We start from the raw sequence: 12,897 nt of genomic DNA on the forward strand, positions 1-12,897 counted from the left end.
GGTCTGTCTCCTCAGGCGTAGGCGGGGTTGAAGCCGTCCGGTTGCGCGCCGCCTTCGGTCCAGAAGGGCGACATCTCGCGCAGGCCGGCGATGATCCCGGGCATCACCTCGAGCACGCGGTCGATCTCGGCCTCGGTGGTCTCGCGCGAGAGCGAGAAGCGGATCGCGCCGTGGGCGGCGGTGAAGGGAATGTCCATGGCGCGCAGCACGTGGCTGGGCTCCAGCGAGCCCGAGGTGCAGGCCGAGCCCGAGGAGGCCGCGATGCCCGCCTGGTTGAGCTTCAGCAGGATCGCCTCGCCCTCGATGTACTCGAAGGCCACGGTGGCGGTATTGGGCAGCCGGTCGTGCGGATCGCCGGTGACGAAGCAATGACCGACGCTCTGCACCAGGCCCTTCTCGAGCCGGTCGCGCAGCGCGATCATGCGGGCGCTGTCCTCGGCCATGGTGGAGAGGGTCATCTCCGCTGCCCTGCCAAGCCCGATGATCGCCGGGGCGTTCTCGGTGCCAGCCCGGCGTCCGCGCTCCTGGTGCCCGCCGCGCAGCAGCGGGCGGAAGCGGGTGCCCTTGCGCAGGTAGAGCGCGCCGAGGCCCTTGGGCCCGTGGAACTTGTGCGACGACAGCGACAGCATGTCGATCTCGGTGGTCTTGAGGTCGATCGGCAGCTTGCCCACCGCCTGCACCGCGTCGGTGTGAAACAGCGCCCCCACCTCATGCGCCAGCTCGGCGAGGCCATCGACGGGAAAGACCGTGCCGGTCTCGTTGTTGGCCCACATGAAGCTGACCAGCGCGACCTTGTCGGACAGCGCCGCGCGGTAGGCGTCGAGATCGAGCCGGCCCAGCTTGTCGACGGGGATGCGGTGGACGGTGACGCCCTCGTGCTTCTCCAGCCAGTCGCAGAGCGACAGGATCGCCGGGTGCTCGACCGCCGAGGTGATGATCTCGGTGCGGCCCGGCTGGACCTGCAGCGCCGAGCGGATCGCGGTGTTGTTCGATTCCGAGCCGCCCGAGGTGAAGATGATCTCGTGATCGAACTCGGCGCCGATCAGGGCCTGCAGCGATTTGCGGGCCTGCCGCAGCGCGCCGCCGACCTCGGCGCCGAAGGCATGGATCGACGAGGCATTGCCGAACTGCTCGGTGAAATAGGGCAGCATGGCCTCGACGACCTCGGGGAAGACCCGGGTGGTGGCATTGTTGTCGAGATAGACGGGGGGAAGCGCCGTATCCTTCATCATCCTCTCCTATCAGGACTTGGCCACGGGCATGACCCGGATGGGCCGGCCGAGGGTTTCGGTGATCACCTTGGCGATCCCGCCGAGCGTGCTGGCGGCAAGCTGGCAGCCCGAGCAGGCGCCGACGAGGCTGACCAGCACGAGGCTGCCCTCCATGTCGACGAGCTCCACGTCGCCGCCGTCGCGGCGGAAGGTGGGGCGCATCTCCTCGATGATCTTCGAGACGACGATCGCCTCCTTCGCGGGGCTGAGGCCGCTGACCGGGGCCGGAGCAGGCGTCGGAGCCTCTACCACCGCAACTGGAGCGGGCGCGGCAGCGGCCGGCACGGCGATCTGGATCGGCTCGATCTGAACGGGGGCCGAGGGCTGCGCTGGCGGCTTCGGCGCCGGCGGCATGTCGGGGATGACGAAACCCTGCGCCTTCTTCTTCTGCGGCTTCGGGGCCGCGCCGAAGACATAGGCCTCCTCGGGCTTGATCAGCCCCTCGGCGGCCATCGCCTTGTTGGTGTCGGCGAGCAATTCCTCCAGCGGCTCGCGGCAGGAGTTACAGCCGCCGCCGGCCTTGGTGTAAAAGGTGACCATCTCGAGCGTGGTGAGCTTGTTGGTCCGGATCGCCCGCTCGATCATCCCGGCATCGACGCCGAAGCACTTGCAGATCAGCGCGCCTTCCTCGTGGTCGTCCTCGTCGAGCTCCTCGCCGGTATAGGCTGCAACGGCGGCGGTCAGCGCCTCCTGCCCCATCACCGAGCAGTGCATCTTCTCGGGCGGCAGCCCGCCGAGGAACTCGGCGATGTCCTGGTTGGTCAGCTTGCGCGCCTCGGCGATGGTCTTGCCGATCACCAGCTCGGTCAGCGCCGAGCTGGACGCGATGGCCGAGCCGCAGCCGAAGGTCTGGAACTTGGCGTCCTCGATCACCTCGGTCGCGGGGTTCACCTTGAGCATCAGCTTCAGCGCGTCCCCGCAGGAGAGGCTGCCGACCTCGCCCACCGCGTTGGCATCCACCAGCGCACCGGCGTTGCGGGGGTTGAAGAAGTAGTCCTTGACCTTGTCGCTATAGTCCCACATCGGCGCGCCCTCCCCTTTAGCAGAACGACTTGCCGCAGCCGCAGGAGCTGCTGGCGTTGGGGTTGTCGAAGACGAAGCCCGAGCCCTCGAGCCCGGTGACGAAATCGATGGTGGTGCCGCTGAGATGCGCCTGGCTCTCGGGGTCGATCAGCACGGTGACCTCTCCGGCGGTGACCACGGCATCGTCGGGCTGGGCCTCGAGCTCCAGCGCCATGCCGTATTTCATCCCGGCGCAACCGCCGCCCTGCACCATGACTCGCAAGCCGGCGACGGGCTGTCCGGCGCCGTCGATGGCGGTCTTGATGGCGCTGCGGGCGGGTTCGGTAATCTCGATCATCGGACTGTCTCCTGTGCGGGTGGCGTGGGCTTTCGCTTGCTACAGCAAGGAGTGTGCCAAGCGGCGGGAGGCAGATTTTTCAATTGGTTAAGTCGATTTGCAAAGTGAGGCGGCGGGCGACAATGACGGATGTACGACATGCGACAATGGATTTGCTCTCGCGGAGCCGCATGGAATCAAGGCCAATGGCCGCGGTGCGAGCGGTCAGTCAATGTGGCGCCATCGGTTCGAGCCCGATGGACGACGCCGTCCCGTGGCACCAAAGGTGCGCTGATGAAGGTCGGCACGCCGTCGGCGTGACGGGCTGGCGCATTGTCACCGTCGTGCGAGGGATGGAAGTCACTCGGGCTTGGCTGGCGTAAAGCGCTGACCTCAGTCGTCGCGGCGCCACCCCACGGGCAGGCGCCCGCACGGCTCGCGGTGCACGATTTGGGGTCCCTAGTCCTCCTCCACCGCCTCCAGCCGCGCCAGCAGCCAGGCGCCGCCGAAGCGGTCCGTGGGATCGAGCTCGGCCGCCTTGGCCAGCACCGCCCCCGCCTCCTGCATCTGCCCCAGGCGCGCCGCGCAATAGCCGATCGCCACCAGCGCCTGCAGGTAGAGCCCCGGCGCGAAGGCATGGGCGGAGAACGCCGCGTCCCACGCCCGCACATCCCGCCAGTCGGCGGCCAGGTTCAGCCGCCGCGCGGCAAAGCCCAGCAGCACCCGCGCCTGGTCCAGCGCGGCGGCGTGATCGTGGCTGTAGAAATAGAAACGGTAGGCCGCCAGCCGCACCTCGGGATCGGCGGGCGCGGCCCTCAGCGCGCGGGCGATGGCCTCGGCGCTCTCCGAAGGGCGCGAGCGGGCGGCCTCGGCCCCCGCGAGCAAGGTGGCAGGATCAATCGGGGGCAAAACACGCGGCCCTCTCGTCACAGTCATCGCAGGAGGGCGAGAGGCAGAGCGAGAAGGCGGAATCCGAGCAGATCTGCCGGTAGAAGAACTTCTTCCAGCGCATGTTGAGACTGTTCGCCCGCGCCAGCCCCGGCAGGTGGCGGCGGATCAACCCCGAGAGCGCGGCCCGCCCCGGCAGGCCGAGATCCTCCCACAGGTGATGCGGCTCGGCGGCTCGGCGCGCGAGGATGGCGGCCAGCCAGCGCGCCTCGTCGGTGGCGACGCCGCAGCGCCAGAGGATCAGCGTCTGGATTGCCTTCTGGTCGTCGGGCACGTCGGGCACCGGCAGGTCGAGATCGGGCAGCACCGCGTGCGGCAGCCAGCGGTCGCGCAGGGCCCGCAGCTGCGATCCCGAAAGGCCCAGCCGTTCGGTCAGCGGCCCCTGCCCGGCCTCGCGCTCGGAGAGCGCATGATCGAGGATGCAGCAGAAATCCGAGACCGTCAGCATCGCCTCGGCGAGCAGCCCCGCCTCGGCGGTCCCGGCAGGCAGCTCAGGCGAGCGCAGCATGGGTCTGGCAGTCCGAGGGGCAGACCCGCGCGCAGGCGCCGCAGCCGATGCAGTTCTCGGGAGCGATCATCGACATGACCTTCTTGACGATCTCGTCCTCGACATCCTCGTACTCGTCGGTACCGGGGCGGACGATCTCGCCGTCCTCGGTGACCCCGTGCAGGGTCATCACGGCGCGGCCGCAGACCTTGTAGCAGCGCCCGCAGCCGATGCATTTCTCGGGGTTTATGGCCATGAGATACTCGGGCACGTATTCGGCCCCGCCCCGGGTATAGGCGACAACGCTCATCTCACGCCTCCGCCGCGGCTTTCTTCGCCGCCTTCAGCGCCCCGCGCGCGGCGCTGAGCTCCTTGAAGATCTCGAAGGTGCGCTCGGCGGTCTCGGGGATCTTCTCCCAGTCCACCGGCAGCTCCTCGGCAAGGTCGTGCAGGTTCATCTTGGCGTCGGTGGCCCGCATCGAAAGTTTCTTCACGCGGGTTTCCAGCTCTTCGAGGCTCATGACAATCTCCTCTTCACGGGGGGTTTCGCGGGTCTGCGAAGGAAGCGCGACAGCGCGGTGCGCCCCGCGGCGGGCTTCAGCGAGACCGCGGGGGCGGGCTTGCGCGGGCGTGGCAGGGGCTCGATGCGCACCATGTCTCAGCCCTTCGCCGCGTCCGGGTATTTGTCGATGGTGGCCACCGCCGCCTCGACCAGCTTGTCGCCGGCCTCGGCCAGCTTGGCCCAGCTCTCGAAGCCGAAACGGTGCACGTCGCGCAGGTGCTTGGACACGACCACCAGCTTGCCGGCGATCAACACGACTCGGCCGAACCCCTCGTGGCTCATCTTCTGCATTTGGCTGGCCATGCAGCCCGAGCGCTTCTCGATCAGCAGGCCGACGGCGTCGTAGAACTTGCTCACCCGCCACATCACGTCGGGATCGGGATCGCCGATGATCGGGATGTCGCGGCGCTCGTCGCGGGTGACGATGAACTCGGACATGAGGTCAGCGTCGGACTTGTCGTCCCATTGGCCGTAGCTGTCCTCGGCGCGGATGACGGCGGCAAGCTGGGTGAGGAAATCGCTGTCCACCATCTCGCCGCCGCGCGGGGTCTCTAGGGTCTCAAGGGTCATCAGACGCTCTCCTGTGCGTAATCGTCCATGAAGCTGGGCTTGTCGAAGGTGCCGAGGATCTTGCGCAGGAAGGGCGGCGGCGTGCCGTTGAGCATCACCTGCACCTGCTCCAGCACCGCCTCGATCGGCTCGGGCTCCTTGCGCTTGATCGGATGCACCCCGGCCTTGACGATCTTCGCCGCCGAGGGGCCGCCGATGGCCAGCGCGAAAAGCAATGCGCAGCCGCGCAGCGCCTCGACCTTGGGGGTGATCTTGTCGTCCTGGTCGTCGTGCTTGCCCTTCTGCTTGGTCACATTGTCGAACTCATGCGCCTCGATGAAGCGATGGCCGGACTTCCAGACCTCGTAGACGGCGAACTTCTTGGCCGAGCCGAAATGCGCGCCAAGGTATTCCATGTCGTTGGTCGCGATGGCGATGCGCAGCGGCGTCTCGCCCGGGGCCGGGCCAGCGCTGGCAGTGTCGCCGTCAATGACGCGTAGCGTGCGGGACATGTTCGAACTCCTCTGCGATGGGGGCCGCGCCGAAATCCTCGGGGCGCGAGCGGTGGTGAAGCGATTGGACGGTCCCCGCGATCTCGTAGAGAAACGCACGGCTGCCGCGGTAGCCGACCCGGCAGGCGTCCTGCGCGCCGATCCGGTCGAAGATGGGAAAGCCCACGCGCACCAGCGGCGTATGCAGCCGGTGCTCGGCGTGGCGGCCGTGGGAATGGGTCAGCAGGATCTGCGCGCCATGGTCCCTGGCGCTGCGCTCGAAGTCACCCAGATCGCCGAGGATCACCTCTTCGCAGGGCATGCGCTCGATCAGCGGCGAATGCTGCGAGGTGGTGACGGCGGTGACGATCTCGGCCCCCATGGAGGTCAGCGCGCCCGACAGCGCGAACAGAAGGTCCGGGTCGGCGCCGATGGCCACCTTCAGCCCGCCGGTGTGGAAATGCGCGTCGAGCGCGGCGTCGATCAGCCGCGCGCGGTCGCGCTTGATCGAGGGCGGCGGGTCCTGCACACCCGACAGCCCCATGAGCGTGCGCACGAAGGCGTCCACCGGCTTCAGCCCGGTGACCGACTGGAACACCCGGTAGGGCACCATGGCCCGGTCCTCGATCATCTGCGCCGCCTTGCGCATCTGCTCGCCCACCGCCAGCGTGAAGGCGCTGCGCGAGATGGCCTCGATCTGCTCAAGCGGCGTGCCGCCCTGCGAGGTGCCGGACCAGTCGTCGCTGACGTGGCCGTCGAGCGAGGTGGAAATATCCGGCAGCACGATGGGCTCCAGCCCGAAGGCGCGGATCATCCGCACCAGCTCCTCGATCTCGGCGGGGGTGAGGTGCGAGCCGCAAAGCAGCGTCACCTGCCGCAGGTTCGGGTCGCGCTCGGTGACGCGCGGCACCAGCGCCCCCACGATGGCCTCGACCGCCTTGGCCCAGCCATCCTGCAGCGCGCCGTCGAAATCCGGCGTCGAGGCGTAGACAACCTTGGTGCCCGCGAAATCGGTGCGCCGCGCGACGATCTCCTTCAGTTCGCCCGGCACGTCCTCGCCCCGGGTCTCGGTCAGCGCGGTCGAGGCGATGCCGATGAACTTCGGGCTGGATTTCTTGCGCAGGTTCTCGATCGCCTCCTCGATCTGGTCGGCGCCGCCGAGGATGGTCGAGACCTCGTTCATCGCCGTGGTCTGCAGCGGCACGGCTTCCTTGAAGTGGCGCACGAGGTGGACCATGGCAAAGGCGGTGCAGCCCTGCGAGCCGTGGAACAGCGGCACGGATTTCTCGATTCCGAGATAGGCCAGCGCCGCGCCCAGCGGGGCCGAGCTTTTCAGCGGGTTGGTCGAGAGCGCGCGCTTGGGATGGGTGAGCCGGGCCATGTCAGCAATCCTCGAAATCGGTGTCGGAGGAGGGGAAGCCGGACACGTCCGGCGCGGCGCTGGCGATCACCTCGGCAGGCGGCAACGGCGGCACGAGGCTGACGGGCCTGCCCATGCCCGCACTCACTCCGGTGACCGGGCAGGCGCCGGAATGGGCGGGCAGCACGCGCCCCTCGGTCAGCGGCTCATCCCAGGGCGCGGGGGCGCGCAGCTCGTCCCACATCGGGTTGTTCACCGCCCGGTCGATGGCGCGCAGCAGGTCGACCATGCCCATGTAACCGGCGTAGGGCTCATGCTTTTCCTGGTTCACGTCGACCCAGGGCATCTTCGCCTTCAGCGCGACGAACTGGCTGCGCCCGCCCGACATCAGCACGTCCGCTCCGGCATCCTTCAGCAGGCGGTACATGTCCTTTGGCGCCATGTTGTCGAACATGTGCTTGTCGTCGCCCATGATGTCGACGACCCGGCCCTTGTCCTCCTCGGTGGCCTTGCGCACCGAGGTGCCGATCACCTCCATGCCGAGCTCCTGCAGCGCCGCCACCACCGACCAGCTCTTGTGCCCGCCGGTGTAGAGCAGGACCTTCCGGCCCGCGACGCGCGGGCGGAACGGCTCGAGCTCGGCCCAGATGCTCGCCTCTTCCTCGGCGATCAGCGCCTCGCAGCGGTCCAGCAATTCGGCAGCCGCGCCCTGCTCGACAAGGATGCGGCACATCTGGCGCAGGCTCTCGGAGGTGTCGGAGATGCCGTAGAAGGATCCTTCGAAGAAGGGGATGCCGTAGCGCTCGTCGAGCTTGCGGGCGACGTTGATCAGCGCCTTGGAACAGACCATCATCGTCACCTTGGCGCGGTGCATCATCGCCACCTGCCTGTAGCGCGCATCGGCCGAGAGCGAGCCGAGGATGCGGATCCCCAGCCGGTCGAGCAGCGGCTTCACCTGCCACAGCTCGCCCGACAGGTTGTAGTCGCCGACGATGTTGATGTCGTAGGGCGTGGTGACCTCGGGCTCGACGGTGCCGATCACGTGGTCGAGCATCGCCTCGCCCGCCAGCTTGTTGCCGAGGTTCTTGCTGCCGACGTAGCCCGGCGCGTTCACCGGGATGCAGGGGGTGCCGAAGGTGTCGCTCGCCGCCTTGCACACCGCGTCGATGTCGTCGCCGATGAGCGCGGGGACACAGGTGGAATAGACGAAGACCGCGGGCGGATCCTCGGCCTCGATCACCTCGCGGATGGCGCGGAAGAGCTTCTTCTCGCCGTAGCCCATGACGATGTCGAGCTCGGTCATGTCGGTGGTGAAGCCGGTGCGGTAGCGCTCGGACCCCGAGGAGGCCGCGCCGCGGTTGTCCCAGCCATTGCCCTCGCAGGCCAGCGGCGCATGCACCAGATGCGCGACATCGACGATCGGCTGCAGCACGATCTTCGCCCCGTCGAAGGCGCAGCCCCCCGCCGCCGCGCCGGGCGTCAGCGGCTTGGCGCAGCCCTTCTTGCGCTGCTGCTCGCTCTTGTTGACGTTGTGCCCGCAGGCGGGCTCGTCGAAGACATCGGCAATCTTGTCCTTCAGGGCGTCGGCCATGCTGCATCTCCTCGCGCGGTTCGAGGGTATTCAGCAAGCGCCGTGCCAAGTGGGACACGCTCGGCTTTTCAGGGGTTTGGCCGGCACATCCCGGTTTGTCGCGCATGTAGGCTTCGCGACAATGGCGCAAGCGCGACCCGCGTCGCGCGCCGATACCTCCGACGCGCCTCCGCATCAAATCCCTATTTTATTCTTCAATTCACATATATGATTACGTTGTCTAAGGGAGGAGACAGATGATGATCAGGAGAACCGCGCTCGCCGCGCTACTGGCGGCTGCGCCGCTTATGGCGATGGCAGAAGGCAAGACCCACCACGTGGCGATCCACGTGGACCAGAACGACCCGCATGTTCTGAACATGGCGCTCAACAACGCCCAGAACGTCGCGGCCTACTATACCGAAGCGGGCGACGAGGTGGTGATCGAGATGGTCGCCTACGGCCCCGGTCTGCACATGCTGGTCGAGGGCAAGAGCCCGGTGAAGGACCGGATCTCGACCATGGCGCTGGAGCTGCCGATCACCTTCTCCGCCTGCGCCAACACCATCGCCGGGATGGAGAAGAAGACCGGCGAGAAACTGGTGCTTCTGGACGAGGCCAGCGTAGTGCCCTCGGGCGTGGTGCGGCTGATCGAGCTGCAGGAGGACGGCTACGCCTACGTGCGACCGTAGAGGACGCGAAGTCAGTGCGACCCAAGCCGGGCGGGTGCCTGCCCGTGGGGTGGCGCCGCAACGGTTGAGGTCGGCACCATATCCCGGCCACGTCCGAGCGACCTCAAGCCGTCGTGCCTCAGTGTCAAAGCGCCAGCGCGCCCGGACGGGCAGGCGCTCGCCCGGCGGCCTTCGGCCTTGATTCGGGCGAACTGGCGCATCCCGAAAACCAAACCGGCCGCGGTCTCCCGCGGCCGGTTCTCGTTCTGCCCTGCCCGGCTCAGCGGGTCAGGTCGTAGCTGTAGTCGGTCTCGCCCGGGATGATCGTGTCGTCGTCGAGCTTGTCGAAGACCGTATCCAGCAGCTTGACCAGCACGTTCAGCGCCCCCTGGTAGCCCATGGTCGGGAAGCGGTGGTGGTGGTGGCGGTCGAAGATCGGGAACATCAGCCGGATCAGCGGCGTGCCGGTGTCGCGCTCAAGGTACTTGCCGTAGGAGTTGCCGATCAGCATGTCGACCGGCTCGGTGTCGAGCAGCGAACGCATGTGCCACAGATCCTTGCCGGCCCAAACCTGGCCCTGCTTGCCGAAGGGCGAGGAAGCGAGCAGTTCTTCCATCTGCTTGGCCCATTTCTTGCCGCCGTTGGTGGCGAGGCAATGCACAGGTTCGCCGCCCATCTCCATCACGAAACGTGCCATGGCGTAGACGAAATCCGGATCGCCGTAGATGGCGTAGGTCTTGCCGTGCAGATGCGCCTGGCTGTCGGCCAGTGCATCGACCAACCGGCCGCGCTCCAGCTTCAGGCTGTCGGGGATCGCCTTGCCGGTGAGCGCGCTGACCTTCATCAGGAACTCGTCGGTGGCCTGGATGCCCATGGGGTAATGCAGCGCGGCGGTCTCCTGCCCCTTGCCGGCGATGTACTCCATGGTCTTCGGGGTGCACCATTCCTGCAGGCTGATGGTGGCCTTGGCGTTCAGCGCCGACCTGGCATCCTCGAGCTTGGTGCCGCCCGAGTACATGCGGAACTCGCCGTCCGACGGGGTGTCATAGACATCCGACACGTCCGACAGGAAGGTGAAGTCGACGCCCATCTCGTCCAGCATCCGCTTGATCTCGCGGTTGTTGCCCACCGCGAAGCCGTCGAAGCCGGGGATGATATTGAGCCCCGCGCCCTCGACCCGCTCGGCCTTGTCCCAGAAGTGGCTCAGGATGCCCTTCTGCATATTGTCGTAGCCGTCGACATGGGAGCCGACGAAGGCCGGGGTATGGGCGTGCGGCACGTCGAAGTCGGTGTCGACCGAGCCCTTTTCCTTGGCCTGCAGGATGAAGGAGTTGAGGTCGTCGCCGATCACCTCGGCCATGCAGGTGGTGCTGACCGCGATCATCTTCGGATCGTAGAGCGCCTTGGTGTTGGCGAGCCCGTCGACCATGTTGATCAGCCCGCCGAAGACCGCCGCATCCTCGGTCATCGAGGACGACACGCAGGAACTCGGCTCCTTGAAGTGCCGCGACAGGTGCGAGCGGTAGTAGGCGACACAGCCCTGGCTGCCGTGCACGAAGGGCATGGTGGCCTCGTAGCCCTGGCTCGCGAAAACCGCGCCGAGCGGCTGGCAGGCCTTGGCCGGGTTCACCGTCAGCGCCTCGCGGGCGAGGTTCTTCTCGCGGTACTCCCAGGACTTGGTCCAGTCGCCGATCTCCTTGACCATCTCGTCAGGGTGACCGCATTCGAAGTTGATCTTCTTCTGGGCCAGCATCTCCTTGTATTCGGGCTGCTGGAAGAGCGGTGCGTGATCGAGCACCTTGTCTGCCGACTGGGGCATGGCTGTGATCCTTCTGTTGGCCGTCCGCATTCCGAGACGCGCCTGAGTTGAAGAAAGGTGGGAGAGCATCTCCCGGATCATGACGTTGCGGATGAGGGCGCTGCGAGAGCCGCCCATCCCCGTCCGGGGCGCCTGGCGTCCCGGACCGCGTTCGTCCCGCTCCCGTCTTGCCGGAGGCGAGCCGCCTCCGCTGGCGGGCGCGATTGCGCCCACCCTCGGGCCGGGCGCGTCCCTCCGTTGCGAAGAGACCACGCCGAGTGCGGTGTCAGAGCCTTACTCGGCAGCGATGGCCGGCCCGGTTTCGGGCGCGTCCCACGGGGCGTCGTACATGCCCCAGACCGGGTTGTTGATCGCGAGATCCATGTCCCGCGCGAAGATCGCAAAGCCGTCGTAGCCGTGGTACGGGCCGGAGTAGTCCCAGCTGTGCATCTGGCGGAACGGGATGCCCATCTTCTGCACCGGGTACTTCTCCTTGATCCCCGAGCCGACGAGGTCGGGGCGGATCTTCTCGATGAACTTCTCGAGCTCGTAGCCGGTCACGTCGTCGTAGATCAGCGTGCCGTCCTTCACGTAGTGGCCGGTGCGCTTGTAGTCGTCGTTGTGGCCGAACTCGTAGCCGGTGCCGGCGATGACCATGCCGAGATCGTCATAGGCGGTCACCACGTGGCGCGGGCGCAGCCCCCCGACGTAGAGCATCACCGACTTGCCCTCGAGACGCGGGCGGAACTTGGCGATGACCTCGTCGACCAGCGGCTGGTACTTGGCGATGACCTTCTCGGCATTCTCCTGGATGGTCTCGTCGAAGTTCTTCGCGATGGCGCGGAGCGAGGCGGCGATCTGGGTCGGGCCGAAGAAATTGTACTCCATCCAGCCGATGCCGTATTTCTCTTCCATGTAGCGGCAGATGTAGTTCATCGACCGGTAGCAGTGGATGAGGTTGAGCTTGGCCTTCGGCGCGCGCTCGATCTCGGCCAGGGTCGCGTCGCCGGACCAGTTGCCGACCACGTTGAGCCCCATCTCTTCCAGAAGGATGCGCGAGGCCCAGGCGTCGCCGCCGATGTTGTAGTCGCCGATGACGTTCACGTCGTAGGGCCCGGGCTCGTAGGCCTTCACCGCCTCGCTCTCGTCCTGCTCGAAGACCCAGTCGCGCACCGCGTCGTTGGCGATGTGGTGGCCGAGCGACTGCGACACCCCGCGGAAGCCCTCGCAGCGGACCGGCACCATGGTCTTGCCGCTTTCCTTCTTCTTCTGCTTGGCGACCGCCTCGATGTCGTCGCCGATGAGGCCGATGGGGCATTCCGACTGGATCGTCACGCCGTTCGACAGCGGGAAGAGCTCGTTGATCTCGTCGATGGTCTTGGCCAGCTTCTTGTCGCCGCCGAAGACGATGTCCTTCTCCTGGAAATCGGTGGTGAACTGCATGGTGACGAAGCTGTCGATGCCAGTCTTGCCGATGTAGTAGTTGCGGCGCTGGGACCAGCTGTACTGGCCGCAGCCGACCGGCCCGTGCGAGATGTGGACCATGTCCTTCACCGGACCCCAGACCACACCCTTCGAGCCGGCATAGGCACAGCCGCGGATCGTCATCACGCCGGGGATCGACTTGATGTTGGATTTCTGGGTGTCGCATTTCGATGCGATACCGGTGGTGGCATCCGGCGCGTCCTCGCTGGGCTTGGACACGGTCAGATGCTTGGCGCGGCGCTTCTTGGCTTTCTCCGGGTAGGCTTCGAGCACCTCTTCGATGAGGCTCTCGTAGTCGTCCGGCCCGCTTGCGTGATCCTTGGCCATCCTTTTGGCTCCTTCTCACAAATCTGGGGGGAATGGCGG

General features: G+C 66.9%; 14 protein-coding genes. 1 reads left to right on the forward strand and 13 read right to left on the reverse strand.

From position 1 onward, the window contains the following. Nucleotides 1-11 precede the first annotated feature (11 nt). The 11 genes from nifS to nifE form a co-directional block, all read right to left on the reverse strand. A complete protein-coding gene (nifS, locus tag LC039_RS13980; protein ID WP_226625180.1) occupies nt 12-1,229 on the reverse strand; it encodes a cysteine desulfurase NifS in 1,218 nt (405 codons plus the stop codon). A gap of 12 nt (nt 1,230-1,241) precedes the next feature. Further along, a complete protein-coding gene (gene nifU, locus LC039_RS27065) occupies nt 1,242-2,294 on the reverse strand; it encodes a Fe-S cluster assembly protein NifU (RefSeq protein WP_413463843.1) in 1,053 nt (350 codons plus the stop codon). A 16-nt stretch (nt 2,295-2,310) separates the two neighbouring features. Further along, nucleotides 2,311-2,631, reverse strand: coding sequence for an iron-sulfur cluster assembly accessory protein (locus tag LC039_RS13995; protein ID WP_092419781.1), 321 nt, complete (start codon nt 2,629-2,631; stop codon nt 2,311-2,313). Nucleotides 2,632-3,069: 438 nt separating this feature from the next. Beyond that, nucleotides 3,070-3,519: a hypothetical protein gene (locus LC039_RS26850; protein ID WP_264179545.1), complete on the reverse strand. Its 450-nt coding sequence runs from the start codon at nt 3,517-3,519 to the stop codon at nt 3,070-3,072. After that, nucleotides 3,506-4,066 carry a nitrogen fixation protein NifQ gene (locus LC039_RS14005; RefSeq protein WP_226625183.1) on the reverse strand — a complete coding sequence of 187 codons (561 nt, stop codon included), beginning with the start codon at nt 4,064-4,066 and terminating at the stop codon, nt 3,506-3,508. Before LC039_RS14005 ends, LC039_RS26850 begins: the two co-directional genes overlap by 14 nt. Then, on the reverse strand, nt 4,050-4,355 hold the full coding sequence (gene fdxB, locus LC039_RS14010) for a ferredoxin III, nif-specific (protein ID WP_226625186.1): 306 nt from the start codon (nt 4,353-4,355) through the stop codon (nt 4,050-4,052). The genes LC039_RS14005 and fdxB overlap by 17 nt, the downstream gene beginning before the upstream one ends. Nucleotide 4,356: 1 nt before the next feature. Beyond that, the gene (locus LC039_RS14015) at nt 4,357-4,566 is read right to left on the reverse strand and encodes a CCE_0567 family metalloprotein (protein ID WP_226625188.1); all 210 of its coding nucleotides are present in this window, start codon (nt 4,564-4,566) and stop codon (nt 4,357-4,359) included. Between the two features lie 137 nt (nt 4,567-4,703). After that, nucleotides 4,704-5,177: a NifX-associated nitrogen fixation protein gene (locus LC039_RS14020; RefSeq protein ID WP_226625190.1), complete on the reverse strand. Its 474-nt coding sequence runs from the start codon at nt 5,175-5,177 to the stop codon at nt 4,704-4,706. Continuing rightward, complete coding sequence (nifX, locus tag LC039_RS14025; protein WP_226625193.1) at nt 5,177-5,668, reverse strand: nitrogen fixation protein NifX; 492 nt, start codon at nt 5,666-5,668, stop codon at nt 5,177-5,179. Before nifX ends, LC039_RS14020 begins: the two co-directional genes overlap by 1 nt. Then, nucleotides 5,643-7,028, reverse strand: coding sequence for a nitrogenase iron-molybdenum cofactor biosynthesis protein NifN (gene nifN, locus LC039_RS14030; RefSeq protein WP_226625195.1), 1,386 nt, complete (start codon nt 7,026-7,028; stop codon nt 5,643-5,645). The genes nifX and nifN overlap by 26 nt, the downstream gene beginning before the upstream one ends. A 1-nt stretch (nt 7,029) precedes the next feature. After that, nucleotides 7,030-8,598 carry a nitrogenase iron-molybdenum cofactor biosynthesis protein NifE gene (gene nifE / locus LC039_RS14035; protein WP_226625199.1) on the reverse strand — a complete coding sequence of 523 codons (1,569 nt, stop codon included), beginning with the start codon at nt 8,596-8,598 and terminating at the stop codon, nt 7,030-7,032. A 239-nt stretch (nt 8,599-8,837) separates the two neighbouring features. On the opposite strand from nifE, the gene LC039_RS14040 reads away from it, so the two are divergent. Continuing rightward, nucleotides 8,838-9,269: a DsrE family protein gene (locus LC039_RS14040; RefSeq protein ID WP_226625202.1), complete on the forward strand. Its 432-nt coding sequence runs from the start codon at nt 8,838-8,840 to the stop codon at nt 9,267-9,269. A 259-nt stretch (nt 9,270-9,528) separates the two neighbouring features. Here the strand turns inward: LC039_RS14040 and nifK are convergent, their stop codons facing one another. Then, nucleotides 9,529-11,067 (reverse strand): nitrogenase molybdenum-iron protein subunit beta, encoded by a 1,539-nt coding sequence (gene nifK / locus LC039_RS14045; RefSeq protein WP_226625205.1) that lies wholly within the window; start codon nt 11,065-11,067, stop codon nt 9,529-9,531. Between the two features lie 273 nt (nt 11,068-11,340). Beyond that, nucleotides 11,341-12,858: a nitrogenase molybdenum-iron protein alpha chain gene (nifD, locus tag LC039_RS14050; protein ID WP_226625207.1), complete on the reverse strand. Its 1,518-nt coding sequence runs from the start codon at nt 12,856-12,858 to the stop codon at nt 11,341-11,343. Nucleotides 12,859-12,897: the final 39 nt, after the last annotated feature.

The sequence above is a fragment of the Alloyangia pacifica genome (genome assembly GCF_020524285.1).
Classification (GTDB): Bacteria; Pseudomonadota; Alphaproteobacteria; order Rhodobacterales; family Rhodobacteraceae; genus Salipiger; species Salipiger pacificus_B.